Genomic DNA, 26200 nt, shown 5'->3' on the forward strand with positions numbered 1-26200 from the left:
AATTCGGTGAATGAACGTGCGCCGCCGTGGATTGATCAGCCTTGCTGCATCTACTGGCCGCATCGCAGCCCCTCTCGCACGTGACTCGGCGTTCAGATGATGCGAAGACCGTGGGGCAACTGGAGCCCATCGCTCCTGTATCACTCGGGATGCTCCTCCGCGAAGCGACTTCTGATGGGAGGCCTGTCGGCGTTTCTCGACACTCCATGTCAACACCGGCGGCCCGTGTGTCACCTAAAGCTGCAACTTGTCATCGCGACGCAGGCTCGACAGCAACGGGCCTTGACACACGCCCGCCGCGGCTCTAACGTACAACCAAATGGTTGCACAAATGGAGTTGAGCGAGACGGAGATCGATCGTGTCTTCCACGCACTGGCGGCGGCGACGCGGCGCGACATCCTGCGTCGGACGATCGAGCGCGAGCAGTCCGTCTCCGCACTGGCCCGCGACTACGACATGTCGTTCGCCGCGGTCCAGAAGCACGTGGCCGTGCTCGAAGAGGCGCGGCTCATCGTCAAGCGCGCGGAGGGGCGCGAGCGGCTCGTCCGCGCGAACCCCGAGATGATCGCGCGCGCCAGGGCCCTGCTGGGCCGATACGAGCAGCTGTGGCGCACTCGCATCGCGCGCCTCGACGACCTGCTGGCCGAACCGCACGACACCACTGGATCAGGAGATTGACATGCCCGTCACCGATGTCACCACCGACGCCGAGAGTCTCACGATGACCGTCGTCGCCGACTTCGCAGCGCCCATCGAGCGCGTGTGGAGCGCCTACGCCGACCCGCGCCAGCTCGAGCGCTTCTGGGGTCCTCCCGGCTGGCCTGCGACGTTCACGGCCTTCGACCACACGGTCGGGGGAATGGCGCAGTACACGATGGCCGGCCCGCGCGGCGAGCGCTCCTCGGGGTCGTGGGAGTTCCTCGAGATCGACGAGCCGCGGGGGTTCGCGGTGATCGACCGGTTCGTCGACGACGGGGGCCGTCCGCTCGAGGGCTTTCCCTCCCTGCGCATGACGTTCTCCTTCGAGGAAGCGGGCGACGGCACGCGGATGGTCACCACGAGCCACTTCGACTCGATCGAGGCGCTCGAGCAGGTCGTCGAGATGGGCGCGATCGAAGGCACGCGGATGGCCATGGCCCAGCTGGACGCCGTGCTCCAGGACCTGCGCGCCTACGCACAGGGGAAGGGGACGCGCGTCGAGGAGCTCGACGACACCCATGTGCGGATCACGCGTCTCGTGGAGGGCCCGCGGGAGCTCGTGTGGCGGGCCCACCACGACCCCGACCTGCTGCGGCAGTGGATGCTCGGTCCCGACGGGTGGGAGATGACCGAGTGCGTCGTCGCGCTCGCTCCCGGCGACCGGCACAGCACGTCGTGGGCGCCGGTCGGCGACACCGAGGGCGAGGCCTTCGGCTTCGAGGGGGAGGCCCTCCTCATCGAGGCTCCGCGGCGGGCCGTCACGACGGAGCGCATGAAGGGCACCGAAGGGCCCGAGACGCTCAACGACCTCAACCTGTACGAAGAGGATGGCGCGACCCTCATCACGCTCCTCATCGAGTACCCCGACAAGGAGACGCGCGACATGATCCTCGCGACCGGGATGGCCGACGGCATGGAGGCCTCGTACGCCCGGCTCGAGCGCGACGTGCTCGTCGCCTCCGGTCGCTGACTCGCCGCGGCCGCGTCACCCGAGGTGGCGCGGCCGCGTTCTGGGCGTCGGCCCGTTCCGGGAATCGGATGGCTGTGGCTGGTGTGCGCGTGTCGTCCTCACCCGGCGACACGCGCACCGGCGATCCGAATCCCGGTACGCGATAGCGTGGCGACGTGACTCAGATCGTCGTCCTCGGCAGCGCCAACATGGACCTCGTCACGCGGCAGCCGCGCCTCCCCGAGCCGGGCGAGACGATGGCCGGCTCCCACTTCTCGACGGGTGCCGGCGGCAAGGGCCTCAACCAGGCCGTCGCCGCCCGCCGCGCCGGCGCCGAGGTCGCGTTCGCGGGCGCGGTCGGCGACGACGGGTTCGGGCGCGAGCTGCGCGCCTTCCTGGAGGGCGAGCGCATCGCGACCGCCGCGCTGCGGACATCCGCTGCGCCGACGGGCATCGCCCAGGTCAGCGTGCTCGACGGCGGCGAGAACAGCATCGTCATCGTCGCGGGCGCGAACGGCGAGGAGGAGCTGACGGATGGCGACCGCGCGCTGATCGCGTCGGCTGCGGCCCTCGTCGTGCAGCTCGAGCGCCCGCTCGCCCTCGTCGAGCGCGCCCTCGCCGCGGGTCGTCAGGCCGAGGCGCTCACGGTGCTCACCCCCGCCCCGGTCGACGCCGAGGCGGCGCGCCTGCTGCCGCTCGTGGACATCCTCGTGCCGAACGAGTCGGAGGCGCTCGCGCTGTCGGGCGCGTCCGATGTCGAGACCGCGGCACGGCGCCTGAGCGAGCAGGCGTCGACGGTCATCGTCACGCGCGGGTCGGCGGGCGCCCTCATCGCACGCGCCGGCGAGATCGCCTTGGCCGTGCCCGCGCGCGCGGTGGAAGCCGTCGACACGACGGGCGCCGGTGACACGTTCGTCGGCGTGCTCGTCGCGTGGCTCACCCGCGGCGAGCCGCTCGAGGCGGCGGTCGAGGCGGCGACGGCGGCTGCCGCGATCGCGGTGACCCGGCCTGGGGCCGCGCCCGCGATGCCGACGCGCGAGGAGATCGATGCCGCGCTCGGGTGAGCGGCGCGCATTGTGTCCGTACTGTGGCCATCCGGTTACCGGAACGGCGGGTTCTGTCATCTGAGCCTGGGACAATCGCCCTGTGAGCCCGGAGATCTGGACCCGCATGGGTGAGACAGCCGCCATCTGGCCAGGACGCAACTGGCCGCTCGGAGCGACCTGGAGCGAGGAGTCGACGAACTTCGCGGTCTACGCGCCCAACGCGACGCGCGTGTGGCTGTGCCTCTTCGACGAGAACAACTCCGAGACGCGGCACGAGCTCACCGAGCACTCCCAGAGCATCTGGCACGGCGCTCTTCCCGGCGTCCGCCCCGGGCAGCGCTACGGCTACCGCGTCGACGGCCCGTGGGATCCGGCGCAGGGCCTCCGGCACAACCCGCAGAAGCTCCTCCTCGACCCGTACGGGCTCGCCACGAGCGGCACGATCATCGCCGAGCAGCCGATCTTCGGCGTCCGCGAGGACGACCCCGCCGTGCGCGACGACACCGACTCGGCCGCGTACACGGCGCGGAGCGTCGTCGTGGACCCGTCGTTCGACTGGGGCGACGATGAGCCGATGAAGACGCGCTGGCGCGACACGGTCATCTACGAGCTGCACGTGAAGGGGTTCACGAAGCTGCACGACCGCATTCCCGAGCACCTGCGCGGAACCTACGCGGGCCTCGCCGAGCCGGCGGTCGTCGAGTACCTCCGCGACCTCGGCGTCACGGCCGTCGAGCTGCTGCCCGTGCAGCAGTTCTTCTCGGAGCCGGGCCTCCTCGAGCGCGGGCTCGTCAACTACTGGGGCTACAACACCCTGTCCTACTTCGCGCCCGATGCGGCGTACTCGTCGTCGGGCGATCGCGGCGAGCAGGTCGACGAGTTCAAGCGGATGGTGAAGGCGCTGCACGGAGCGGGGATCGAGGTCATCCTCGACGTCGTCTACAACCACACGGCCGAGGCCGGTCCGCACGGGCCGACCCTCTCGTTCCGCGGGCTCGACGACCGCGGCTTCTACAAGCGGCTGATCCCGGAGAACGGCGGGTTCGACGACACCTACTGGGATGTCACGGGCTGCGGCAACACCGTCAACACGGGCGACCCCTACGCGCTGCGCCTCATCCTCGACTCGCTGCGCTACTGGGTCACCGAGATGCACGTCGACGGGTTCCGGTTCGACCTCACCTCGGCGCTCACGCGCACGGGCTACGACATCGACTTCGCGTGCGCGTTCCTCATCGCGGTCGACCAGGACCCGGTGCTGCGTCACGTCAAGCTCATCGCCGAGCCGTGGGACGCGTCGATGGATGGCTACCTCGTCGGCCGCCTGCCGCAGCCGTGGGTCGAGTGGAACGACAAGTACCGCGACACCATCCGCGACTTCTGGCGCGGGCACGCGCAGATCAAGGACGTCGCGACGCGGCTCGCGGGCTCGAGCGACCTCTACGCCGACGACGGCCGCTCCGCGTACAACTCGGTGAACTTCATCACGGCGCACGACGGCTTCACCGTGCGCGACCTCGTCAGCTACGACCACAAGCACAACGAGGCGAACGGCGAGGACAACCGCGACGGCACCGACAACAACCGGTCCTGGAACCACGGCGTCGAGGGCGAGACCGACGACGCCGAGATCGTCGCACTGCGCCGTCGCCAGGCCGCGAACCTCATGATGACGCTGTGCCTGTCGAACGGCGTGCCGATGATCACGGCCGGCGACGAGCGCGGCCGCACGCAGCGCGGCAACAACAACGCCTACTGCCAGGACAACGAGATCTCGTGGATGGACTGGCGCCCTGACGACGCGTGGCTCGACGTGTACGAGCTCACCAAGGCGGCGCTCAGGCTCCGGCGCGAGCACCTGGCGCTGCGGCAGCGGCACTGGTTCGAGGGGTCGCCGACGATCAAGGGCGGCCCGGCCGACCTCGTGTGGCTGCATCCCGAGGGGCGCCGCATGCGCACGGCCGACTGGGCGGATGGCGGGCTCAGGACCATCGGGATGTTCCTGTCCGGCGGTCCGCTGCGCGAGCCGGGCCCGCACGGCGAGCAGCTCGTCGACCACTCGTTCCTGTTCTGGTTCAACGCGGGCGAGACCGAGGTGACGATCACGTTCCCCGAGAACGAGTGGATCAGCATGGGCGACGTCGTGCTCTCGACCGATGAGGCGGTGCCCCCGGGCACGCGCGTCACGGTGGAGGCGCCGCTCGTCATGGCGCCGCGCACCGTGGTCGTGATGCAGTCGCTGCAGGCTCCGCTCTGACGCGGGCCGGGCCGCTCGACCCTACGCGGTGGTGACCAGGCCCAGCTCGGCGACCGAGGCGAGGTGCTCCTCCTGGGGCACGACGCGCACGGTGTACCCGAACGCGCCCGATCGGTCGAGGGTGATCCCGCCCGCGAAGCAGACCCGTCCGCCCTCGTAGCTCTCCACCGGCGAGAGCGCCGTGTACGTCGGGTCCGCGATCTCGTCCTCGCCGACCGCGCGCCCCGAGACGAGCTGCACCGCGACATCCGCCGGCCGCAGGTCGCCCAGCGCGACGAACGCGCGCACCGACAGCTCGCCGCCGACCTCGGCGGCGTCGCCAGGGCCACTCGACTCGACGTGCTCGACGCGCACCGCGTGCCATCCGGCCGCGACGCGCGCCTTCCAGGCCGCGAGGTCGATCGCCGCGGCGAAGCCGTCGTCGAGCGCCCGCCCCGACACTGCGGCCGGCGCGTAGAGCTCGGTGACGTAGTCGCGCACCATGCGGGTCGCGAGCACCTTCGGGGCGAGCGACACGAGCGTGTGGCGCACCATCTCGAGCCAGCGGATGGGCAGCCCGTCGGCGTCGCGGTCGTAGAAGCGCGGCGCGATCTCGCGCTCGACGAGGTCGTAGAGTGCGGCGGCCTCGAGGTCGTCGCGCTTGTCGGGGTCGTCGAGGCCGTCGGCCGAGGGGATGGCCCAGCCGTTGTCCCCGTCGAACCACTCGTCCCACCATCCGTCGAGGATCGAGAGATTGAGCCCGCCGTTCAGTGCGGCCTTCATGCCGCTCGTGCCGCAGGCCTCGTAGGGGCGCAGCGGGTTGTTGAGCCAGACGTCGCAGCCGGGGTAGAGCGGCAGGGCCATCGCGATGTCGTAGTTGGGCAGGAACACGATGCGGTGGCGGACCTCGGGGTCGTCGGCGAAGCGCACGAGATCCTGGATGAGCTTCTTGCCGCCGTCGTCGGCGGGGTGCGCCTTGCCCGCGACGACGAGCTGGATGGGCCGCTCGGGGTCGAGAAGGAGGCGCTTGAGTCGCGCGGGGTCGCGGAGCATGAGGGTGAGGCGCTTGTACGACGGCACGCGCCGCGCGAAGCCGATCGTGAGCACATCCGGATCGAGCGCGTCGTCGATCCAGCCGAGCTCGGCCTCCGCTGCGCCGCGCTTGCGCCACGAGGCGCGCAGCCGGTCGCGCGCATCGAGGACGAGCCGCTCGCGCATCGCGCGCTTGAGCTCCCACATGCGGCGCGACGGCGCGGTGTCGATCGCCTGCGCGAACTCCGCGGGGTCGCCGTCGGGGTCGGCGCCGAGCTCGGCCACGAGCTGCTGGAACTCGCGAGCCACCCACGTCGGGGCGTGCACGCCGTTCGTGATGGAGGTGATCGGCACCTCCGCCTCGTCGAACGCGGGCCACAGGCCGTGGAACATCTCGCGGCTCACGTGTCCGTGCAGCTGCGAGACGCCGTTCGCGCGCTGCGCGAGGCGGAAGCCCATCACGGCCATGTTGAATACGCCGGGGTCGCCGCCCGGGTAGCTCTCGGCGCCGAGAGCGAGGACCCGGTCGAGCGGCACGCCCGGCGTCGCGCCGTCGGATGCGAAGTACTGCTCGATGAGCGTGCGGGGGAAGCGGTCGATGCCCGCGGGCACGGGCGTGTGCGTCGTGAACACGGTCGAGGCGCGACACACCTCGAGCGCCGCGTCGATGTCGAGGCGCGGGCCCGCTGCGTCGACCGTGAGCTCGCGGATGCGCTCGAGCCCCTGGAACCCGGCATGGCCCTCGTTGGTGTGGTACACCTCGGGCACGGGCGCGCCGGTCAGGCGGCTGTAGGCCCGCAGCGCGCGCACGCCGCCGACGCCGAGCAGCAGCTCCTGTCGGAGCCGGTGCTCGCTGTTGCCGCCGTACAGGCGGTCGGTGACGGCGACGTGGTGATCCGGGGCGCCCTCGACCGCCGTGTCGAGCATGAGCAGCGGCACGCGCCCGACCTTCGCGACCCAGATGCGCGCGACGAGATCGCGGTCGCCGGGCTGGGCGATCGAGATCGTCGCGGGCGTGCCGTCCGGCTCGCGCAGAGCCGTGATCGGCAGCTCGTCGGGGTCGAGCAGCGGGTAGCTCTCCTGCTGCCAGCCCTCGCGCGACAGGGCCTGCGAGAAGTAGCCGTGTCGGTAGAGCAGGCCCACGCCGACGATCGGGACGCCCAGGTCGCTCGCCGCCTTGAGGTGATCGCCCGCGAGGATGCCGAGGCCCCCGGAGTACTGCGGCAGCACCGCCGTGATCCCGAACTCGGGGGAGAAGTACGCGATCGCGCGCGGACCGTCCGCGACCTGGCGCTGGTACCAGCGGTCCTCGGCGAGGTAGCGCTCGAGGCTCGCCTCCGCCTGCCCGAGGCGCGCGAGGAAGCCGTCGTCGCCGGCGAGCTCCTCGAGCCGCTCGCGCGAGACCGATCCGAGCACGTGCACGGGATCGTGCGTCGCGGCCCACGCGTCCGGCGCGACCTCGGCGAAGACGTCCTGCGTGGCGGGATGCCAGGACCATCTGAGGTTCCCGGCGAGGCTGCCGAGCGCCGCGATCGGGGCGGGGAGGACGGGTCGGACGGTGAAGCGACGGATGGCGCGCATGCGCACACGGTAGTGCATGGACGTAGCCATGTCAGCACAAGGGGGTTGACACGAGGTGTCGGAGCGTGCGGCTCCGTCAGTCCACGGGCGACGCGCCCCACGCCGTGTACTCGATCACGGTGTCGGCGGGCAGATCGAGTGTGTCGCTGCCGCCCCGGTACACGACGTCGGCCGCGATGAACTGGCGCGTGTCCTCGTCGAGCACGACGGTCACGTCGAACGCCGGCCGCTGCTCGGCGGTGACGGAGAGCGCGACGCCCTCGCGCCCGAGGCGATCGGTCACCGAGCCGAGCAGCTCGACATCGCCCGTCCGCATCAGGAGCTCGAGCGCCGCGGCGGACTGCTCTCCGGACAGCATCCATTCGTCGAGGAGCGCGTCGACCGCACCCCACACCTGCAGGCCGTCCGCCTCCTCGGGCAGATACGCACGCTCCCTGAGGTACGCCGCGAGAGCGTCGGCGTCCGACGGGGGAGATTCGTAGAACCATCCCTCGTAGCTCGCCTCGTCCCACTCCTCGGCGGTCATGCCCTTGGCCGCGGGCGGAAGCGGGAACGCCTTCTCGACGACCTCGCCGTCCTCGATCGAGTAGGCGTCGCCGGGGACCGTCTCGAGGTGGCCGGTGCCGTCGTCGTCCCAGACCCAGCGCGCCCAGAAGGGGGCGATGACGCGCTCATCCGCGATCTCGGGGTCGTAGTGCCAGGTGACATGCCAGCCGCCGCGCTCTCCGGCCGTGCCCGCGGTCTCCAGTGCGGCGAGCGACTCGTCCACGACCTCGTCGAGGGATGCCGCGAGCGGCGCGGTCTCGAGCAGGGGCGGTGTCACCGCCACCGCGGGTGCGGGCGCCGCGACCTGGGCGGCGACGACAACCGCCGTCGCGAGCGCCATCGCCGCGAGCGGCGTGATCCAGGCCACGCGGATGGCCGTGCGCGACCGCCGAGGGCGGCTCGCGTCCATCGCGCGCTCGAGGCGCGCCCATTCCGCCGCGGTCGGCCGGGCATCCGCGCCCGAGGCCGCGGGATCCATCGCGCGGAGCCCTTCGGCGATCCGCTCATCCGTCCACTGCATGCCACTCACCTGCTCTCTGTCTCGCGGGGCTCGGCGGGTGCTGCGAGGCGGGAGCGGAGCGCGTCCCGCGCCCGGCTCAGCCGCTTCCATACCGCGGCCTCGCCGCATCCCAGCACCTTCGCGGCGTCTGCCGCGGAGAGTCCGTCCCAGTACACGAGCGCGAGGACCTCGCGCTCCTTCGGCCGCAGCCCCGCCATCGCGATGGCGAGCTCGGCGCTCTCGAAGCCGTCCGACCCGTCGGCGTGCCGGCCCGCCTCGAGGAGGTGCGCGGTCGCCGCGCGCTCCCTGTCGCGCTTCCGGTAGGCGTCGCCGATGCGGTTCCGTGCCGTGCGCAGCAGCCAGGGCAGCTCGAACGGCGCCGCGGGGTCGAAGCGGCGCCACGCGATCTCGAAGCTGTCCATCGCGATCTCCCTCGCCTGCTCGCGGTCGTCGACGCGGCGCTCCGCGAAGCGGAGGACCGTGGCGAAGTGCGCGCGGAAGAGGCTCTCGAACGCGGCCCTCGCGCCATCCGCGGCGGTTCGCGCCGAGGCTCTCGCCGTGAGGGGGAGGTCGCTCTCGGAGCCGAGATCGGCCGGCACGCTGCTCACGTCGGTCAGCCCTCGACGGTGTAGCCGTCGACGGCCGCCAGCATCTCCGTGCGGAGCTCCGACCAGCGGTCGCGCTGCGCGCGGATCTCGTCGGCGTGCTCGACGATGTAGGCGACCTGCGCCGTCCACTCCGCGTCGTAGCGCTCGGCGTTCCACCCGCTCGTCGCGCGGCATGCTGCGTCGGCGGAGGCCAGTTCGATCTCGGCGGCCGTCGGCGCCGGCCAGGGGACGACGTCCTTGAGGCCCGTGAGGCCCCAGTCCTCCGCGTCGGCAGTCGTCGGCATGAGCGTCGGGTCGTCCGTGAGCCGCTCGAACCCGGCCTCGGCGAGGCACCGGGACCACGTCCTCGCCGCCGCCGCGACCTCCTCGTCCTCCGCGGCGCGCTCGGCCGCGAAGGTGAGACCGGGCGACAGGATCCCGTTGAGGATCTCGACCTCGATGCGCGACCAGTCGTGCTGCTCGCGGATGCCGTCGAGGCAGTCCTGGAAGGCCGTCTCGAACCCGGGGGTCGAGCCCGCGATCCGGTTCAGCAGCTGATGGGCCTCCTGGCCCGCGACGTCGATCTCGCCCGCCGTGTGGTACCCGTGCACGTCAGCCCACTCCTGAGTGAGCGGGGCCCGGCCGTGCGTGCTCGCGTCGATCTCCGCGACGTCCTCCTCGGGGATCGGCCAGTCGAGGCCGGCTCCCTCGAGGCATGCCGCGACGAGCACGTTCTCGGCGTGGTTCCCGAGACCGCCCTCGACCCCGGGGAACAGGCTCGGGAGCGGCAGCCTCCAGGCGGCCAGGTCCCGCTCGGGCAGCTCGATGCCCTCGATCACGTCGCCGGGCTCGGCGCTCGCGGCGATCTCGGCTCCGTGCGCCGACGCGCACCCCGCCGCGAGCAGCGCGACCGCGCCCACCGCCACCGCGGCCATCCCGTGTCGCATCCGTGTCCTCATGCGCATGTCCTCTCGTTCCGACCGCGCGGTTCACGGGCGGTCATGGGGGAGGTTGTCGCAGGTGCGGGATCCTGACGCGATTCCCGAGACCGCGGGACCGTGAGCCCCTCCGCAGACATTCTGCGGGGCGAAGGGCGCCCCTGCCGGCGAGCCCATGTGCGGTGGTCGAGAGCAACGCTGGATGATGTGAAAAATATCCTATAGGATCGTGCTCGACCACGGATGACGACGTCCACGAGGAGGCGGCGCGATGACGCGACTGTTCAACGACCCTGCGGCGTTCGCCGACGAGATGACCGAGGGCTTCGCCGATGCGGCCGCGCGCTGGGTGCAGCGCGTGCCGGGCGGCGTGGTCCGCGCGACGGCGGCCGACGAGCCGACCGTCGCGCTCGTCGTCGGCGGCGGCAGCGGCCACTATCCGGCCTTCGGCGGCCTGGTCGGGCCCGGCCTGGCGCACGGAGCGGCCATGGGCAACCTGTTCGCCTCGCCCTCGGCGCAGCAGGTGTACTCGGTGGCCAAGGCCGCTGATCAGGGCCGCGGCGTCCTGCTGTCGTACGGCAACTACGCCGGCGACGTGCTGCACTTCACGCAGGCGCAGGACCGCCTGAACGCCGAGGGGCACGACGTGCGCACGGTGCTCGTCACCGACGACGTCTGGAGCGCCCCGGCCGATCAGCAGGAGAAGCGCCGCGGCATCGCCGGCGACCTCGTCGTGTTCAAGATCGCGGGCGCCGCGGCCGAGGCCGGCATGGACCTCGACGACGTCGAGCGCCTCGCCCGGCACGCCAACGCCCGCACGCGCTCGTTCGGCGTCGCGTTCGGCGGGTGCACGATGCCGGGGGCCGACGCCCCGCTCTTCGAGGTGCCGAAGGGGCGGATGGCCGTGGGCCTCGGCATCCACGGCGAGCCAGGGATCGACGAGGTGGACATCCCGACGGCCGAGGGCCTGGCCGGGATGTTCGTCGCGAAGCTGCTCGAGGAGCTGCCCGACGGCGTGACCGTCGCCGGGGCGCGCGTGGTGCCGCTGCTGAACGGCCTCGGAAGCGTGAAGAGCGAGGAGCTCTTCGTCGTCTACCGCACCGTGCACCGCCTGCTCGATGAGGCGGGCGCGACCGTGGTCGAACCCGAGGTCGGCGAGCTCTGCACGAGCTTCGACATGGCGGGCTGCTCGCTCACCCTGCTGTGGCTGGACGACGAGCTCGAGCGCCTGTGGGCGGCGCCCGCCGACAGCCACGGGTACCGGAAGGGAGCGGTCGCTCCGCAGCGTCGCGTCGAGGTCCACGTCGACGAGGAGGATGCGCAGCTGCCGATCGGCCCCGCGTCCGAGGCCTCGCGGGCTCTGGGCGACGTGATCGCGAGTGCCCTCGCCGATGTCGCGCAGGCCCTGGACGACGCCGCCGACGAGCTCGGCCGCATCGATCGGGTGGCCGGCGACGGCGACCACGGCATCGGCATGCAGCGCGGGTCGCATGCTGCTCGCGACGCCGGTCGCCGCGCGAGCGAGGCCGGCGCCGGCGCCCAGACGGTGCTCGCGCATGCCGCCGAGGCCTGGAGCGACAAGGCGGGCGGGACCTCGGGGGCGATCTGGGCCGAGATCCTGAAGACCGTCGGCACGGCCCTGACCGACGACGAGGCCGTCACCGCGCAGCGGGTCGCCGACGGCGTGCGCGCGGCGAGCGACGCCGTGCGGGCGTTCGGCAAGGCCGAGGTGGGCGACAAGACGATGGTCGACGCCATCGTGCCCTTCGCCGAGACGCTGAGCGCCGAGGTCGCCGCCGGCCGCCGCCTCGGCGACGCATGGGCCGCCGCGACCGACGCCGCCGAGGCGGCTGCCCGGTCGACCGCCGACCTCGTCGCGACGCTGGGCCGCGCTCGCTCGCACGGCGAGAAGTCGATCGGCACGCCCGACCCGGGCGCGGTGTCGTTCGCGCTCGTCTGCCGCACCGTCCACCGCGCCTTCGTCGACGCACCCGCGACGACGTGATCCCCACGAGACCGAAGGAGTGACCATGGCCCTGCGCCTCATCGTCGGCTGCGACGACGCCGGCTACCAGTACAAGGAGATCCTCAAGGGAGACCTCGAGGCGAGCGACCTCGTCGAGAGCGTCGCCGACGTCGGCGTCGACGCCGACGGGCACACCTCCTACCCCCGGATCGCGATCGAGGCGGCCGAGCGCATCGCGCGCGGCGAAGCCGACCGGGCCATCCTGATCTGCGGCACGGGGCTCGGTGTCGCGATCGCTGCCAACAAGGTCAAGGGCATCCGCGCCGTGACCGCGCACGACTCGTTCTCGGTCGAGCGCTCGATCCTGTCGAACAACGCGCAGGTGCTCTGCATGGGCCAGCGCGTGGTGGGCATCGAGCTGGCGCGCCGTCTCGCCGCGGAGTGGCTGACGTACACGTTCGACCCGTCCAGCGCGTCGAACGACAAGGTCAACGACATCTGCGCGTACGAGGGCGACTGAACCGTGGCGCGCTTCGTCGTCGGCGCGAGCCTGAAGGCCTACTTCGGGCGCGAGCGCACGATGACCTGGGCCCGCGCCGTGGATGAGCTGAGCCGAGCGCATCCCGCGGTGCGCTCGGGGGCGGTCGAGCCGTTCGCGATCCCGGGCTTCCTGTCGATCGCGGAGGTCGCGGCGGTCGCCGCCGACGGGCCGCTGCGCGTCGGCGCGCAGGACGCGCACTGGGACGACGGCGCGTTCACGGGGGAGGTGTCGCCGCGGCAGCTCGCCGAGTTCGGGGTGAGCCTCGTCGAGGTCGGCCATGCCGAGCGGCGTCGCCACTTCGGCGAGACCGATGAGACCGTCGCGCGGAAGACGGACGCCATCCTCGCCGCGGGGATGACGCCGCTCGTGTGCGTCGGGGAGGAGAGCGAGGGGTCGCCGCAGGATGCGGCGCGTGCGGCCGTGCGGCAGCTCCGGGCGTCGCTCGCCCCCGCGCTCGCCGCGGGACGCGACGGGCGGGTGCTCGTGGCATACGAGCCGGTCTGGGCGATCGGAGCGCCGGAGCCGGCGCCCGACGGGCACATCCGCGTCGTGTGCGCGGAGCTGCGCGCGGCACTGCGGGCGATGGGGATGGCCGCCGATTCGGCCGTCCTCTACGGCGGCAGCGCCGGGCCGGGGCTGCTCTCGCGCATCGGCGCGGCCGTCGACGGGCTCTTCCTCGGTCGCTTCGCACATGATCCCGAGGCGTTCGGCCGTATTCTCGACGAAGCGGGATCCCTCGCCCAGAGCGACGGGGTCCGGCGGCCGGGAACGGAGTGAGCGCCGAGGAGGAGCACGCGTGAGCAGTCTGCCGCTGGGACGCGTCGTCGAGATCGAGCGGCGCGGTCTGCGAGACCGTGTCTACGATCTGATCCTCGAGATGCTGCTGACCGGCGAGGTCGAGCCGGGTGCGCGCCTGTCGATCGACTCGATGGCCCGCCTTCTCGACGTGTCGCCGACGCCCGTGCGGGAGGCGATGGTCCAGCTGGAGCGCACCGGCCTCGTGACCCGCGAGGCGCTGCGCGGCTACCGCGTGGCTCCTCCGCTCGCGCCCGAGGAGCTCGAGCAGCTGTTCGACGCGCGCCTGGTCATCGAGACGGCCGCTGCCGGGGGCGCCGTCAGGGGAGGCGCTGCCGCGGTGACCGCACTCCGCGCAGCGCATGCGGGGCACGTCGACGCGGCCGAGGCGGTCATCGCCGCCCACGACGACGCGGGCGTGCCGCTCGAGGTGACGAAGGCCTATTTCGCCGCGGACGGCGAGTTCCACCGGCAGCTGTTCCTCGCGAACGGGAATCACTACCTGCTGGAGATGCACGACGGGCTCGGCGCCCTGACGCATCGGATGCGCCAGGCCGTCATGGGCGGGCCCGACGACGTCCGCGAGGCGGTCGCCGAGCACGAGACGATCCTCGACGCGGTCGAGCGCGGCGACGCCGAGGCGGCCGTCGCTTGCATGCGCGCGCACCTCGAGAAGGTGCGGGCGCGCTCCCTGCGCGACACCGACCGCTGATCCCGCGCGCACGGTCGCGCAGCCGCCGCGTCTGACGGCGGGGTCTCCGCTGATCCCTCGGATCCTCGGATCCGCCCTTGACGCGTCCGAGCAAAGATCCTATAGGATCGATGATGCGCCGCCGATGGCGCGAGAACGCAACGGAGCACACCACATGGCGACTGCATACGAGTACACGCGCGAGGGATGGCCGATCGCGACCTGCCTGCACGGATTCCCCACGGTGGGGCGCGACGGCACGGCCCTGCACGACGCGGCCCCCGAGGTGTGGGACGACATGTTCGAGCAGATCGAGGAGGTCGGCTTCGACCTCGCCGAGCTCGCCGACAGCCACGTGCGCCCCGCCGATCTCGAGGCGAGCCGCCGCGACGAGCTCCTCGCGATCGCCCGATCGCACGGCGTGCGCATTCCCAGCGTGCACCTGCAGCGCCGCAGCGTGATCTGGCCGGGGCGCGAGGACGAGAACCTCGCGTACGCCCACCGCACGATCGACGCCGCGGCCGAGTGGGGCATGGACGTCTTCTCGACCGGCCTCCACCAGCCCTTCAGCGAGGCCCAGCGGGATGCGCTGTGGTTCTGGACCGCGCAGGGCCCGAAGGACCCGGATGACCCGGAGGTCTGGAAGGCGGCCGTGTCGCGTCTGCGGGAGCTGGGCCGGCACGCGGCCGAGGTCGGCCTGCAGATGTCGCTCGAGATGTACGAGGACACCTACGTCGGCACAGCCGACAGCGCCGTCCGACTCATCGAGGACATCGGCCTCGACAACGTCGGCATCAATCCCGACATCGCGAACCTCATCCGCCTGCATCGCCCCATCGAGGACTGGCGCGAGATGTTCGCCAAGACGCTTCCGTACACGAACTACTGGCACGTCAAGAACTACACGCGCGACGAGGCGGGCGACGGATCGTGGGCCACGTCGGTCCCGACGAGCATGGAGCTCGGCCTCATCAACTACCGCCAGGTCGTGCGCGAGGCCATCAACGAGATCGGCTTCCGCGGCATCTTCCTCATGGAGCAGTACGGCGGCGACTCGCTCGGCGTCTGCGCCACGAACGCGCGATACCTCCGCACCCTCATCCCCCGCAACATCAAGGAGCGTCAGCAGTGACCACCATCGCCATCGTCGGATCGGGCTACATGGGCGGCGGCATCGCCCAGGTGCTCGCGCTCGCCGGCTACGACGTCCGCATCGCCGACGTCTCGGCGGAGATCGCCGCCGCCAACCTCGAGCGCCTCCTCACCGAGGCCGGGCAGTTCGTCGCAGACGGACTGTTCCCGGCGGACGCCGTCGAGCGGATCCAGGCGCGCCTCACGGCCGCCGCATCCATCGAGGAGGCCGTGGCGGGCGCCGACCTCATCGAGGAGGCCGCGCCCGAGAAGATCGAGATCAAGCACGCCACCCTGTCCCGCATCTCCGCCGCGGCCCGGCCCGACGCCGTCATCGGATCCAACACGTCGACGATCCTGATCGCGTCGCTCGCGACCGCCGTGGAGCATCCCGAGCGCTTCCTCGGGGTGCACTTCTCGAACCCCGCTCCGTTCATCCCGGGTGTCGAGATCATCCCCCACGAGGGCACCGACGAGGCCATCCTGCCGTTCGTCGAGGAGGTCGTGCGGGCCACGGGCAAGCAGACCGCGCGCGTGAAGGACTCGACGGGCTTCGTGCTCAACCGCCTCCAGTACGCGCTGTTCGCCGAGGCGTCGCAGCTCGTCGAGGAGGGCGTCGCGTCGGCCTCCGACGTCGACACGATCGTGCGCACGACGTTCGGCTTCCGCCTTCCGTTCTTCGGCCCGTTCGCGATCGCCGACATGGCCGGGCTCGACGTCTACGCCTTCTGCTACGAGTCGCTGCAGACCCGGTGGCCCGAGCGCTTCGCCACCCCGGCCGCCCTGCAGGAGCTCGTCGACGCCGGCAAGCTCGGCACGAAGTCGGGCGGGGGATTCCTCGACGTCCCCGCCGAGCGCACGCCCGAGCTGGTGGCCTACCGCAACAGGGCGTACGTCGCGATGCAGAAGCTGCTCGACGAGCTGGGCCCCGCCCCGATCGAGCCCGCGGCGCAGGCGTCGGAGGTCGTCCGATGAGCGCGTTCCCGGCAGAGCGCACCGTGATCCTGACCGGCGCGGCGTCGCCGCGCGGCATCGGCCGGGCCACGGCGCACTACCTCGCCGAGCGGGGCTGGAGCATCGGCATCATCGACCTCGACGAGGCGGCCGCGCAGGGCGTCGCCGACGAGATCGCCGAGCAGCACGGCGTCACAGCCGCGGGAGCCGGGGCCGACGTCGCCGACGAGGTGCAGGTGCGCGCCGCCTTCGATGCGCTCGAGCCGCGGCTGCCGACGCTCGTCGCGCTCGTGAACCTCGCGGGCGTCTCGTCGCCGGATCCGTACCTCGAGGTCACGCCCGAGGAGTGGAACCGCGTCATCGCGATCAACCTCAACGGCGTGCACTACGCCACACGGCGGGCCGCGGAGACGATGACCGCGAACGGGCTCGGCCGCATCGTGAGCATGTCGTCGATCTCGGCACAGCGCGGCGGCGGCACGTTCTCGAAGACCGCGTACTCCGCGGCCAAGGCCGGGGTCATCGGCTTCACCCGATCGGTCGCGCGCGAGCTCGGGCGTCTCGGCGTGACCGTGAACGCGATCGCTCCTGGCCCCATCGACACCGACATCATGGGCGGCACCCTCACCGAGGAGCGGAAGACGGCCATGGCCGCCGACGGCGTGCTGCCCCGCATCGGCTCCCCTCGCGACATCGCCGCGGGCGTCGCCTACCTGATCAGCGAAGACGCCGGCTATGTGACGGGCCAGACCCTGAACATCGACGGCGGCACCTACATGCACTGAGGAGTCCTCCATGACCACCGGCAGCTGGAGCAAGTCCCGCCTGGCGTTCCTCGCCCTCGGCATCGTCCTCGTCGGCATCGGGATCTGGCAGATCCTCGCGGTCTGACCCGCACCGACGACCTCGACCCGACACCCCCCAACCCGTCCGTAGCCATGCTCGAAGGAGAGTCCATCTATGGCTGACACCGCCACCCTGAGGACGGAGCCGCTCGCCAGCGCCGTCCGCAAGGCGACCCGGCACCTCATGCCGATGCTCGTCATCCTGTACTTCGTCGCGTTCCTCGACCGCACCAACGTCGGCTTCGCCGAGGCCGCGCTGCAGACCGACCGCGGCATCTCCGCGGGAGCGTTCGCGCTCGGCGCCGGCATCTTCTTCATCGGCTACGCGATCTTCGAGATCCCGTCGAACCTCGCGCTCAAGAGGTTCGGCGCCCGATGGTGGCTCGCGCGGATCGCGATCACGTGGGGCCTCGTCGCGGCGGCGTTCGCGTTCACGACGAACGACACGATGTTCATCATCCTGCGGTTCCTGCTCGGCGTCACCGAGGCCGGGCTCTTCCCCGGCGTCATCATGTTCCTGGCCGAGTGGTTCCCGAACAAGGTGCGCGTGCGCATGTTCGCGATCTTCTACCTCGCTCAGCCGTTCTCGCAGATGCTCGGCGCTCCGCTCTCCGGCGGCCTGATCAGCTTCGGCGACCAGTACACGCCGTGGGCGGGCTGGCAGGTGATGTTCTTCAGCGAGGGCATGCTCGCGGTCATCGCCGGTGTGGCGGCGATCTTCCTGCTCATCGACACGCCGCAGAAGGCCAAGTGGCTGAACGACGACGAGAAGCGCGCCCTGATCGACGTGATGGCGCGTGAGGACGCTGTGCGCCAGGAGGACGGCCCGACCGGCATCTGGCGCGCGATGGCCAACTGGAAGGTCTGGTACTTCACGGTCATCTACTTCTGCCTGCAGATCGCGGTGTACGGCACCACCTTCTACCTGCCGCAGCAGGTGGCCGGGCTCCTGGGCCAGGACGTCGGATGGCAGGTCGGCCTCGTCACGGCGATCCCGTGGCTCGTGGGCCTGTTCGCCTGCTACTACTTCGGCAACAAGGCCGACACGGTGAGGCGCCGTCGCAACTGGGGCGCCACGTTCTACGTCCTCACGGGGGCGTTCATCGTCGGATCCGCGTGGGCGGGGGCGACGGACCAGCCGCTCCTCGGCATCCTCTTCATCACCGTCGCGGTCGCGAGCTTCCTCTCGGTGGGCCCGATCACGTGGTCCTTCCCGACGGCGTTCCTCACCGGCACCGCGGCCGCGGCCGGCATCGGCCTCATCAACTCCCTCGGCAACCTCGGCGGCTTCGTCGCCCCGCTCATGCGCACGGCCTTCAACGAGGCGATGCCGACCGAGAGCGGCGCCTGGGGCGTGGTCTCGCTCGGGGTGTTCGCGTTCCTCGCGGCCGCCATGATGCTCGGCACGCGCTTCTTCCGCGCGAAGGCCGACGACCTGCTCGACGACGCGCCCGCGCAGACCCCGGCCCACTGAGGAGGACCCCATGCCCCGCCCTGTCATCGTCCTCGACGACGACCCCACCGGCACGCAGACGATCCGCGGCGTCCCCGTCCTGACGCGGACGGACCCCGACGATCTGCGGTGGGCGTTCGATCAGGGCGGGGAGGGGTTCTTCATCCTCACCAACACCCGCAGCCTCGGACCCGCCGAGGCCGCGGAGCGCGTGGCCGGCGTGGCCGCCGCCGTTCGCGGAGTCGCGGCCGAGCTCGGCGTCGATCCCGTGTTCATGGCGCGCGGCGACTCGACCCTGCGCGGGCACTTCCCGCTCGAGACCGACGTGCTCGCGGCCTCCGAGCCGCGGCCCGTCGACGCCGTGCTGCTCGTCCCCGCCTACATCGACGCCGGGCGCATCACGGTCGACGGCGTGCACCTCGTCGTCGGCTCCGACGGCACGCGCACGCCCGTCGGCGAGACCGAGTTCGCGCGCGACGCGACGTTCGGCTTCCGCGAGTCGGCGCTGCCGCGCTGGGTCGAGGAGCAGACGGGCGGGCGCGTGCGCGCATCCGACGTCGCGCAGATCCGCCTGTCCGACATCCGCGAGGGCGGGCCGGATCGCGTGCGCACCATCCTCGACGAGGCGCGGGACGGGCGGGTCGTGGCCGTCGACGCCGAGCACGACGACGACCTGCGCGTCGTGGCGGAGGCGGTGCAGCGCGCGGAGGCGGACGGCCGGAGGCTCGTCTACCGGTCGGGGCCGTCCTTCGTGCGGGCGCGGCTCGGCCAGCGCGCGAGCAGCCCCGTGGCGGACCACGAGCTCGCGGCGCCGGAGGGCGGCGCACCAGGCGGGCTCGTGGTGGTCGGATCGCACGTCGCGATGACGACCCGCCAGCTCGAACGGCTGCTCGCGGACCGCGAGCTGCCGATCGTCGAGCTCGACGCGGCGCGCCCGTCGGACGCCGCGCACCGGCGCGCCCTCGCCGATGCGATCGTCGCGGCGCTCGAGCGCGGCACGGTCGTCTTCCGGACGAGCCGCGCCCTGCGGCGCGGCGACGACGCCGAGGGCAGCCTCGCGATCGCCCGCGAGGTGAGCGCCGCGGTCGTCGACGTCGTGCGCGAGGTGCTCGCGCGCCGGCAGCCCGCCTTCCTCGTCGCGAAGGGAGGCATCACGTCGTCCGACGTCGCGACCGAGGCGCTCGGGATGAGCCGCGCCGAGGTCGTGGGCACGGTGCTGCCCGGCATCGTCTCCGTGTGGCGCCCCGTCGACGGCCGCGCGCCGGGGCTGCCGTACGTCGTGTTCGCCGGCAACGTCGGCGGCGACGACGGCCTCGTGCGCGTCGTCGGCCGCCTCGAGCAGGCGGCCGCGCGGACCGGCCGCCGCTCCGCGGGCTGAGCGGCGCACTCTACCGTGTCGACCGAACGCGGTCGGGAACTCTCCGGACACCGTCGACACGCGCGGGAACGCGGGTAGTCGCCGGGTGCTCCGGATGGCTAGGTTGGGTGCCATGGTCGGACGCATTCCCGTGATCGACGTCCATCCGCTCATCGAGGGCGGCGAGCTGCCGGCGAAGGCGACTCGGGGCGAGCCCCTTCCCGTGCGCGCGACGGTCTTCCGCGAAGGCCATGACCGTCTCGGCGCCGAGGTGGTGCTGATCGATCCGGATGGCGCGCGGCGCCCGCCGGTGCGCATGCGCGAGATCGCGAAGGGCACCGACCGCTACGAGGCGTGGGTCACCCCCGACGTCGAGGGCGCGTGGACCTTCGAGGTGCACGGATGGTCCGATCCGCTCGCGACGTGGGAGCACGCGGCGAGCGTGAAGATCGCCGCCGGCGTCGACGTCGACCTCATGTTCCTGGAGGGGCGGCTGCTGCTCGAGCGCATCGACGCGGCGGCGCTGTCGGCCGCCGAGCGCGAGGTGCTGCAGGGCGCGCTCGAGGCCGCGACGGATGCGTCGCGGCCGGCTGAGGCGCGGATGGCCCAGCTCGCGAGCGACGAGGTCGTCGCGCTGTTCCGCGCGCATCCGCTTCGCGACCTGCTGACGGTCGCGGGGCCCTACCCGCTGTACGCCGACCGTCCGCGCGCGCTGTTCGGCAGCTGGTATGAGTTCTTCCCCCGCTCCGAGGGCGCGAAGGTCGACAGGAAGACGGGCAAGGTCGTCAGCGGCACGTTCAAGACCGCGGCCAAGCGCCTTCCCGCGGTGGCCGCGATGGGCTTCGACGTGCTGTATCTGCCGCCCATCCATCCGATCGGCGAGATCAACCGCAAGGGGCCGAACAACACGCTCACGCCGGGGCCGGACGACGTCGGATCGCCGTGGGCGATCGGCTCGAAGGACGGCGGGCACGACGCCATCCACCCCGATCTCGGGACCTTCGCCGACTTCGACGCGTTCGTGAAGAAGGCGAACAAGCTCGGCCTCGAGGTCGCGCTCGACCTCGCGCTCCAGGCCGCCCCCGACCATCCGTGGGTGAAGGAGCATCCGGAGTTCTTCACGACGCGGGCCGACGGGTCGATCGCGTACGCGGAGAACCCGCCCAAGAAGTACCAGGACATCTACCCGATCAACTTCGACAACGACTTCGACGGCATCTACGCCGAGGTGCTGCGCGTCGTCCGGCTGTGGATGAGTCACGGCGTGCGGATCTTCCGCGTGGACAACCCGCACACGAAGACCGTGCAGTTCTGGGAGAAGCTCCTCGGCGAGATCCGCCGCACCGACCCCGACGTGCTCTTCCTCTCGGAGGCGTTCACGCGCCCCGCGATGATGCACACGCTCGGCGCGGTCGGCTTCCATCAGTCGTACACGTACTTCACGTGGCGCACCGCGAAGGGCGAGATCGAGGACTACCTGCGCGAGGTCGCGACCGAGAGCGACCACCTCATGCGGCCGAACTTCTTCGTGAACACCCCCGACATCCTCCACGGGTTCCTCCAGTACGGCGGCCCCGCGGCGTTCCGCCTGCGGGCGGCGCTCGCCGCGACGGGCTCGCCCTCGTGGGGCGTGTACGCGGGCTACGAGCTCTTCGAGCACGTCGCGGTCAAGCCCGGCAGCGAGGAGTACCTCGACAGCGAGAAGTACCAGATCCGCATCCGCGACTGGGAGGGCGCGGAGCGCGAGGGGCGCACGCTCGCGCCGTACCTCACGCGGCTCAACGAGATCCGTCGGGCGCACCCCGCCCTCCAGCAGCTGCGCAGCCTCGTCATCCACTGGACGGACGATGACCACGTGCTCTGCTTCTCGAAGTCCGATCGCCAGGGCGACACGGTCATCGTCGTCATCAACCTCGATCCGCACGGGACGCGCGAGACGATGGTCCACCTCGACCTCGCGGCGGCCGGCCTGCCCGAGGCGTTCGCCGTCCGCGACGAGATCACCGGCAGCGAGTGGACGTGGGGGCGCGACGCGTACGTGCGGCTCGACCCCGGCCACGAGGTGGCCCACATCCTCGCCGTGCGCGACCCGCACGCCGAGCCGGCGCCGAGCCCCGCCGCCGACATCCCGAGGGGAGCGTCATGACCGCGTCATCGCCATCCGTCCTGCCCATCGATCCGGCGATCCTCGCGCAGATCGCCCACGGCGAGCACGGCGATCCGCACGCCGTCCTCGGGCCGCACCCGCACGACGGCGGCGTCACGGTCCGGGTGCTGAAGCCGCTCGCGAAGTCGGTCACGGTGCGCTATCGCCTGCCCGCGCCGACGCGCAAGAACCCCGACGGATGGGCCGCGGTCGACCTCGCGCACGAGCACGAGGGCGTCTGGGCCGGGGTGCTGCCCGTGGCCGACGTCCCGGCGTATCGGCTCGAGGTCGCCTACGAGGGGTCGGAGCCGATCGAGCGCGACGACCCGTACCGGTTCCTGCCGACGCTCGGCGAGGTCGACCTCCACCTCATCGGCGAGGGGCGGCACGAGCAGCTGTGGACCGTGCTCGGCGCGCACGTGCATCGCTACGACGGCCTGGGCGTCGCGCCCGACGTCACGGGCACGGCGTTCGCGGTCTGGGCGCCGCGCGCCCGCGCCGTGCGCCTCAAGGCCGACTTCAACAGCTGGGATGGCCGCGAGCACCCGATGCGCCAGCTCGGCAGCTCGGGCATCTGGGAGCTGTTCGTGCCGGACGTCGGCAGCGGCACGACCTACAAGTACGTCATCCTCGGCGCCGACGGCGTGTGGCGCGAGAAGGCCGACCCGATGGCCGCATGGGCCGAGGTGCCGCCGCAGACCGCGTCGCGCGTGTTCGACTCGGCGTACGAGTGGGGCGACGACGAGTGGATGGCGGCGCGCGCGTCGCGCGGCCAGGTCGACGCGCCGATGTCGATCTACGAGATGCACCTCGCCTCCTGGCGCCGCGACCGGTCGTACGCGCAGCTGGCCGACGAGCTCGTGCCGTACCTCGCCGACCTCGGTTTCACGCACGTCGAGCTCATGCCGGTCATGCAGCATCCGTTCGGCGGATCGTGGGGCTACCACGTGACGGGCTACTACGCGCCCGACAGCCGGTTCGGCGATCCCGACGGCCTGCGCCTGCTCGTCGATCGCCTGCACCAGGCGGGCATCGGGGTCATCCTCGACTGGGTTCCCGGCCACTTCGCGACCGACCCCTGGGCGCTCGTCCAGTTCGACGGCGCACCGCTCTACGAGGACCCGAACCCGCAGCGCGGATGGCACAAGGAGTGGGGATCGCACATCTTCGACTTCGGGCGCCGCGAGGTGCGGAACTTCCTCTACGGCAACGCGCTGTACTGGCTCGAGGAGTTCCACGCCGACGGGCTCCGGGTCGACGGCGTGGCATCGATGCTCTACCTCGACTACGCGCGCGAGCCGGGGGAGTGGACCCCGAACATCCACGGCGGCCACGAGAACCTCGAGGCCGTGCAGTTCCTGCAGGAGCTGAACGCGACCGCCTACAAGCGCGTGCCGGGCATCTCGATGATCGCCGAGGAGTCGACCGCGTGGCCCGGCGTCACGCAGCCGACGAGCGCGGGCGGCCTCGGATTCGGCTTCAAGTGGAACATGGGATGGATGCACGACACGCTGCAGTACCTGCAGCGCGACCCCATCCACCGTGCGTACCACCACGGCGAGATGACCTTCTCGCTGGTCTACGCGTGGAGCGAGAACTACGTCCTGCCGCTGTCGCACGACGAGGTCGTGCACGGCAAGGGCTCGCTGCTGCGCAAGATGCCCGGCGACCGCTGGCGCCAGCTCGCGACGCTGCGCGCGTACTACGCGTTCATGTGGGCCCACCCCGGCAAGCAGATGCTCTTCATGGGCTCGGAGTTCGGCCAGGAGGCGGAGTGGGCCGAGTCGCGCGAGCTCGACTGGTGGCTGCTCGACCACCCCGAGCACCGAGGGCTGCGTGACGCGCTCCGCGACATCAATGCGCGGTACCGCGAGTCGCCCGCGATCTGGCGATCCGACGCCGACCCCGGCTCGTTCGCGTGGGTCGAGGCCGACGATGCGGCGGGGAACGTGTTCGCGTTCGTGCGCCGCAGCGGCGACGACGAGATCCTCTCGGCGACGAACTTCGCGGCCATGCCGCACCACGGCTACCGCCTCGGCTTCCCGGGTGACGGGGAGTGGGAGGAGTGCCTCAACACCGACGCCGAGGCGTACGGAGGCTCTGGCGTGGGCAACCTCGGCGCGGTCACGGCGGTCGCCGGCGAGCACAAGGGATGGCCCGCGCACGCGGAGGTCGTGCTGCCGCCGCTGTCGACGGTGTGGTTCCGGCGCAAGCGCTGACGCGGGGTCGGGGGCGCGTGGCGCGCTTGTCCGGGCGACGTGTCTTGCCGGGGGCGGGCGTGTCTCGGTGGGGTGGGCGTGTCTCAACCGCCGTGGGTATGGGCGGGGTATTCCCGCGTGTCATGAGACATGGTGCGCCTGGCGGGGTGGGCGTGTCTCAACCGCGGTGGGTATGGGCGGGGTATTCCCGCGTGTCGTGAGACATGGTGTGCCCGCGGCCACGCAAGCGTGTCTCACTCGTCGCGGGTATCCGGAGGCGGAACCCGCGACGAGTGAGACACGTGGGGGACGGCGTCAGCCGCGCTGGAGCCAGACGGTCGTCGCGCCGGGGAGCTCGTCGCCCTCGAGCGGCCAGCTCGAGAGGAGCACCTCGCCCTCAGGCAGCGGAACCGGGGTGTCGCCGAAGTTCGTGACGCTCGTCCAGCCGCCCGGGCGCGAGAACGCCAGCACGTCGCCCGTGGTGAGCTTCTCATCCCACGTCAGCGCCTCCGCCGCCTGGAGCTCGTGCCGCAGGCGGAGCGCCTCGCGGTAGAGGTTGAGCGTCGACGCGGGGTCGTCGTCCTGCGCCTCGACCGAGACCTCGGCGAACCAGGCCGGCTGGGGCAGGTGCGCGCCGTTCGGGCCGAAGCCGAACGACGAGCCGCTCGTCGTCCAGGGCAGCGGCACGCGGCATCCGTCGCGGCCCACCTCGACGCCCTTGTTGCGGAAGAACGACGGGTCCTGCCGCGCCTCGTCGGGAATGTCGCCGACCTCGTGCAGACCGAGCTCCTCGCCCTGATACAGGTACGCCGAGCCGGGAAGCGCGAACTCGAGCAGCGTCGCCGCGCGTGCACGGCGCACGCCGAGCTCGCGGTCGAGCTCCTCCTCGGGGGCGCCGCGGAGCAGCCAGTCCTTGCTGGGGATGGCCATGATCTCCGACGTCTCGACCTTCTCGGTCGGCGTCGGCAGGCCGTAGCGGGTCGCGTGCCGGACGACGTCGTGGTTCGAGAACACCCACGTCGTCGACGAGCCCGACGCCGCCGACAGGGCGAGGTTCTCGGCGATGATCGTCCGGAACTGCGCGGCGTCGAAGTCGGCCTGCAGCAGGTCGAAGTTGAACGCCTGGCCGAGCCCCTCTGCGCTCGCGTACCGCGGGCGGCGCGACGTCTCGACCCACGCCTCCGCGACGGCGATGCGCGGCGGGTCGTACTCGTCGAAGACCTTCCGCCAGTCGGCGTAGATGTCGTGCACCTCGTCGCGGTCCCACAGGGGGTGCTGACCGGGCTCGGTGATCGCCTTCATCTCCTCCTTGGAGGGCAGCTCATCGGGGAGGTGCTTGGCGAGGCCGTGCGCGACGTCGACGCGGAACCCGTCGACACCCCGGTCGGCCCAGAAGCGCAGCGTCGTGCGGAAGTCGGCGCGGACCTCCTCGTTGTCCCAGTTGAGGTCGGGCTGCTCCTTCGCGAAGAGGTGCAGGTACCACTGCCCGTCCTCGACGCGCGTCCACGACGGGCCGCCGAAGATGCTCTCCCAGTCGGCGGGCGGCAGCTCGCCGTTCTCGCCGCGTCCGTCGCGGAAGATGTAGCGGTCGCGCGCGGGCGACCCCTTGGGCGAGCGCAGCGCCTCCTGGAACCACGCGTGGCGGTCGGAGGAGTGGTTCGGGACGAGGTCGACGATGAGGCGGATGCCCGCGGCATGGAGCTCGCGGACCATCTCGTCGAACTCCTCGAGGGTCCCGATCTTCGGGTCGACGTCGCGGTAGTCGTCGACGTCGTAGCCGCCGTCGGCCAGGGCCGACGGATAGAACGGGCTGAGCCACACCGCATCGATCCCGAGGGCGCGCAGGTACGGGATGCGCGAGATGATGCCGCGCAGGTCGCCGATGCCGTCGCCGTTCGCGTCCGCGAAGGAGCGGGGGTAGATCTGGTACACGGCGGCCTGGCGCCACCAGTCGGCCTCGCCGAGGAGGGTGGGTTCGGATGTCGCGGTGAGCGTGGTCAAGGGATCTC

General features: G+C 71.7%; 20 protein-coding genes. 15 read left to right on the forward strand and 5 right to left on the reverse strand.

Annotated elements, in window-relative coordinates:
• The first annotated feature begins 319 nt into the window (after positions 1–319).
• The 4 genes from ACOWU6_RS05230 (at position 320) to glgX (ending at position 4952) form a co-directional block, all read left to right on the forward strand.
• A complete protein-coding gene (locus ACOWU6_RS05230) occupies positions 320–679 on the forward strand; it encodes an ArsR/SmtB family transcription factor (RefSeq protein WP_421074960.1) in 360 nt (119 codons plus the stop codon).
• A 1-nt stretch (position 680) separates the two neighbouring features.
• Positions 681–1670 carry an SRPBCC family protein gene (locus ACOWU6_RS05235; protein WP_421074961.1) on the forward strand — a complete coding sequence of 330 codons (990 nt, stop codon included), beginning with the start codon at positions 681–683 and terminating at the stop codon, positions 1668–1670.
• 155 nt (positions 1671–1825) lie between these two features.
• The gene (locus tag ACOWU6_RS05240; protein ID WP_421074962.1) at positions 1826–2713 is read left to right on the forward strand and encodes a ribokinase; all 888 of its coding nucleotides are present in this window, start codon (positions 1826–1828) and stop codon (positions 2711–2713) included.
• An 82-nt stretch (positions 2714–2795) separates the two neighbouring features.
• Positions 2796–4952 carry a glycogen debranching protein GlgX gene (gene glgX / locus ACOWU6_RS05245; RefSeq protein WP_421074963.1) on the forward strand — a complete coding sequence of 719 codons (2157 nt, stop codon included), beginning with the start codon at positions 2796–2798 and terminating at the stop codon, positions 4950–4952.
• A gap of 21 nt (positions 4953–4973) precedes the next feature.
• On the opposite strand, the gene glgP is transcribed toward glgX, so the two are convergent.
• From glgP to ACOWU6_RS05265, 4 genes are all read right to left on the reverse strand, one after another.
• On the reverse strand, positions 4974–7544 hold the full coding sequence (gene glgP, locus ACOWU6_RS05250; protein ID WP_421074964.1) for an alpha-glucan family phosphorylase: 2571 nt from the start codon (positions 7542–7544) through the stop codon (positions 4974–4976).
• Between the two features lie 76 nt (positions 7545–7620).
• Complete coding sequence (locus ACOWU6_RS05255) at positions 7621–8610, reverse strand: CU044_5270 family protein (protein ID WP_421074965.1); 990 nt, start codon at positions 8608–8610, stop codon at positions 7621–7623.
• Between the two features lie 5 nt (positions 8611–8615).
• Positions 8616–9197, reverse strand: a complete 582-nt coding sequence (locus tag ACOWU6_RS05260; protein ID WP_421074966.1) for an RNA polymerase sigma factor — start codon at positions 9195–9197, stop codon at positions 8616–8618.
• Positions 9198–9202: 5 nt separating this feature from the next.
• Positions 9203–10135 (reverse strand): hypothetical protein, encoded by a 933-nt coding sequence (locus ACOWU6_RS05265; RefSeq protein ID WP_421074967.1) that lies wholly within the window; start codon positions 10133–10135, stop codon positions 9203–9205.
• A gap of 250 nt (positions 10136–10385) precedes the next feature.
• Here ACOWU6_RS05265 and ACOWU6_RS05270 point away from each other — a divergent pair, with 250 nt between their 5' ends.
• The 11 genes from ACOWU6_RS05270 to glgB all read left to right on the forward strand — a co-directional run bounded on the left by ACOWU6_RS05270 (position 10386) and on the right by glgB (position 24212).
• On the forward strand, positions 10386–12119 hold the full coding sequence (locus tag ACOWU6_RS05270; RefSeq protein ID WP_421074968.1) for a dihydroxyacetone kinase family protein: 1734 nt from the start codon (positions 10386–10388) through the stop codon (positions 12117–12119).
• Between the two features lie 25 nt (positions 12120–12144).
• Positions 12145–12600, forward strand: coding sequence for a ribose-5-phosphate isomerase (locus ACOWU6_RS05275; protein WP_374727757.1), 456 nt, complete (start codon positions 12145–12147; stop codon positions 12598–12600).
• Between the two features lie 3 nt (positions 12601–12603).
• Complete coding sequence (locus ACOWU6_RS05280; protein ID WP_421074969.1) at positions 12604–13398, forward strand: triose-phosphate isomerase family protein; 795 nt, start codon at positions 12604–12606, stop codon at positions 13396–13398.
• 19 nt (positions 13399–13417) lie between these two features.
• Complete coding sequence (locus ACOWU6_RS05285; protein WP_271173405.1) at positions 13418–14128, forward strand: GntR family transcriptional regulator; 711 nt, start codon at positions 13418–13420, stop codon at positions 14126–14128.
• A 154-nt stretch (positions 14129–14282) separates the two neighbouring features.
• Positions 14283–15239 carry a sugar phosphate isomerase/epimerase family protein gene (locus ACOWU6_RS05290; RefSeq protein ID WP_271173406.1) on the forward strand — a complete coding sequence of 319 codons (957 nt, stop codon included), beginning with the start codon at positions 14283–14285 and terminating at the stop codon, positions 15237–15239.
• Positions 15236–16213: a 3-hydroxyacyl-CoA dehydrogenase family protein gene (locus ACOWU6_RS05295; RefSeq protein ID WP_421074970.1), complete on the forward strand. Its 978-nt coding sequence runs from the start codon at positions 15236–15238 to the stop codon at positions 16211–16213. Before ACOWU6_RS05290 ends, ACOWU6_RS05295 begins: the two co-directional genes overlap by 4 nt.
• Positions 16210–16977: an SDR family NAD(P)-dependent oxidoreductase gene (locus tag ACOWU6_RS05300; protein WP_421074971.1), complete on the forward strand. Its 768-nt coding sequence runs from the start codon at positions 16210–16212 to the stop codon at positions 16975–16977. The genes ACOWU6_RS05295 and ACOWU6_RS05300 overlap by 4 nt, the downstream gene beginning before the upstream one ends.
• Before the next feature lie 175 nt (positions 16978–17152).
• Positions 17153–18511, forward strand: coding sequence for an MFS transporter (locus tag ACOWU6_RS05305; protein ID WP_271173409.1), 1359 nt, complete (start codon positions 17153–17155; stop codon positions 18509–18511).
• Between the two features lie 10 nt (positions 18512–18521).
• On the forward strand, positions 18522–19868 hold the full coding sequence (locus ACOWU6_RS05310; RefSeq protein WP_421074972.1) for a four-carbon acid sugar kinase family protein: 1347 nt from the start codon (positions 18522–18524) through the stop codon (positions 19866–19868).
• A 94-nt stretch (positions 19869–19962) separates the two neighbouring features.
• On the forward strand, positions 19963–21993 hold the full coding sequence (locus ACOWU6_RS05315) for a maltotransferase domain-containing protein (RefSeq protein WP_416383280.1): 2031 nt from the start codon (positions 19963–19965) through the stop codon (positions 21991–21993).
• On the forward strand, positions 21990–24212 hold the full coding sequence (gene glgB, locus ACOWU6_RS05320) for a 1,4-alpha-glucan branching protein GlgB (protein ID WP_421074973.1): 2223 nt from the start codon (positions 21990–21992) through the stop codon (positions 24210–24212). Before ACOWU6_RS05315 ends, glgB begins: the two co-directional genes overlap by 4 nt.
• A gap of 294 nt (positions 24213–24506) precedes the next feature.
• Here glgB and ACOWU6_RS05325 read toward each other — a convergent pair whose 3' ends face one another.
• Positions 24507–26192, reverse strand: coding sequence for a glycoside hydrolase family 13 protein (locus ACOWU6_RS05325; RefSeq protein WP_271173412.1), 1686 nt, complete (start codon positions 26190–26192; stop codon positions 24507–24509).
• Positions 26193–26200 lie beyond the last annotated feature (8 nt).

The organism is Microbacterium sp. SA156, from assembly GCF_049065455.1.
Taxonomy (GTDB): Bacteria; Actinomycetota; Actinomycetes; order Actinomycetales; family Microbacteriaceae; genus Microbacterium; species Microbacterium barkeri.

Bases quoted from the DNA above. Each gene is read 5' to 3' on its own strand.
- ACOWU6_RS05230 (WP_421074960.1), top strand. From the start codon at position 320: ATGGTTGCACAAATGGAGTTGAGCGAGACGGAGATCGATCGTGTCTTC.
- ACOWU6_RS05235 (WP_421074961.1), top strand. From the start codon at position 681: ATGCCCGTCACCGATGTCACCACCGACGCCGAGAGTCTCACGATGACC.
- glgP (WP_421074964.1), bottom strand. From the start codon at position 7,544: ATGCGCGCCATCCGTCGCTTCACCGTCCGACCCGTCCTCCCCGCCCCG.
- ACOWU6_RS05255 (WP_421074965.1), bottom strand. From the start codon at position 8,610: ATGCAGTGGACGGATGAGCGGATCGCCGAAGGGCTCCGCGCGATGGAT.
- ACOWU6_RS05265 (WP_421074967.1), bottom strand. From the start codon at position 10,135: ATGAGGACACGGATGCGACACGGGATGGCCGCGGTGGCGGTGGGCGCG.
- ACOWU6_RS05270 (WP_421074968.1), top strand. From the start codon at position 10,386: ATGACGCGACTGTTCAACGACCCTGCGGCGTTCGCCGACGAGATGACC.
- ACOWU6_RS05275 (WP_374727757.1), top strand. From the start codon at position 12,145: ATGGCCCTGCGCCTCATCGTCGGCTGCGACGACGCCGGCTACCAGTAC.
- ACOWU6_RS05290 (WP_271173406.1), top strand. From the start codon at position 14,283: ATGGCGACTGCATACGAGTACACGCGCGAGGGATGGCCGATCGCGACC.
- ACOWU6_RS05300 (WP_421074971.1), top strand. From the start codon at position 16,210: ATGAGCGCGTTCCCGGCAGAGCGCACCGTGATCCTGACCGGCGCGGCG.
- ACOWU6_RS05305 (WP_271173409.1), top strand. From the start codon at position 17,153: ATGGCTGACACCGCCACCCTGAGGACGGAGCCGCTCGCCAGCGCCGTC.
- ACOWU6_RS05310 (WP_421074972.1), top strand. From the start codon at position 18,522: ATGCCCCGCCCTGTCATCGTCCTCGACGACGACCCCACCGGCACGCAG.
- ACOWU6_RS05315 (WP_416383280.1), top strand. From the start codon at position 19,963: ATGGCTAGGTTGGGTGCCATGGTCGGACGCATTCCCGTGATCGACGTC.
- glgB (WP_421074973.1), top strand. From the start codon at position 21,990: ATGACCGCGTCATCGCCATCCGTCCTGCCCATCGATCCGGCGATCCTC.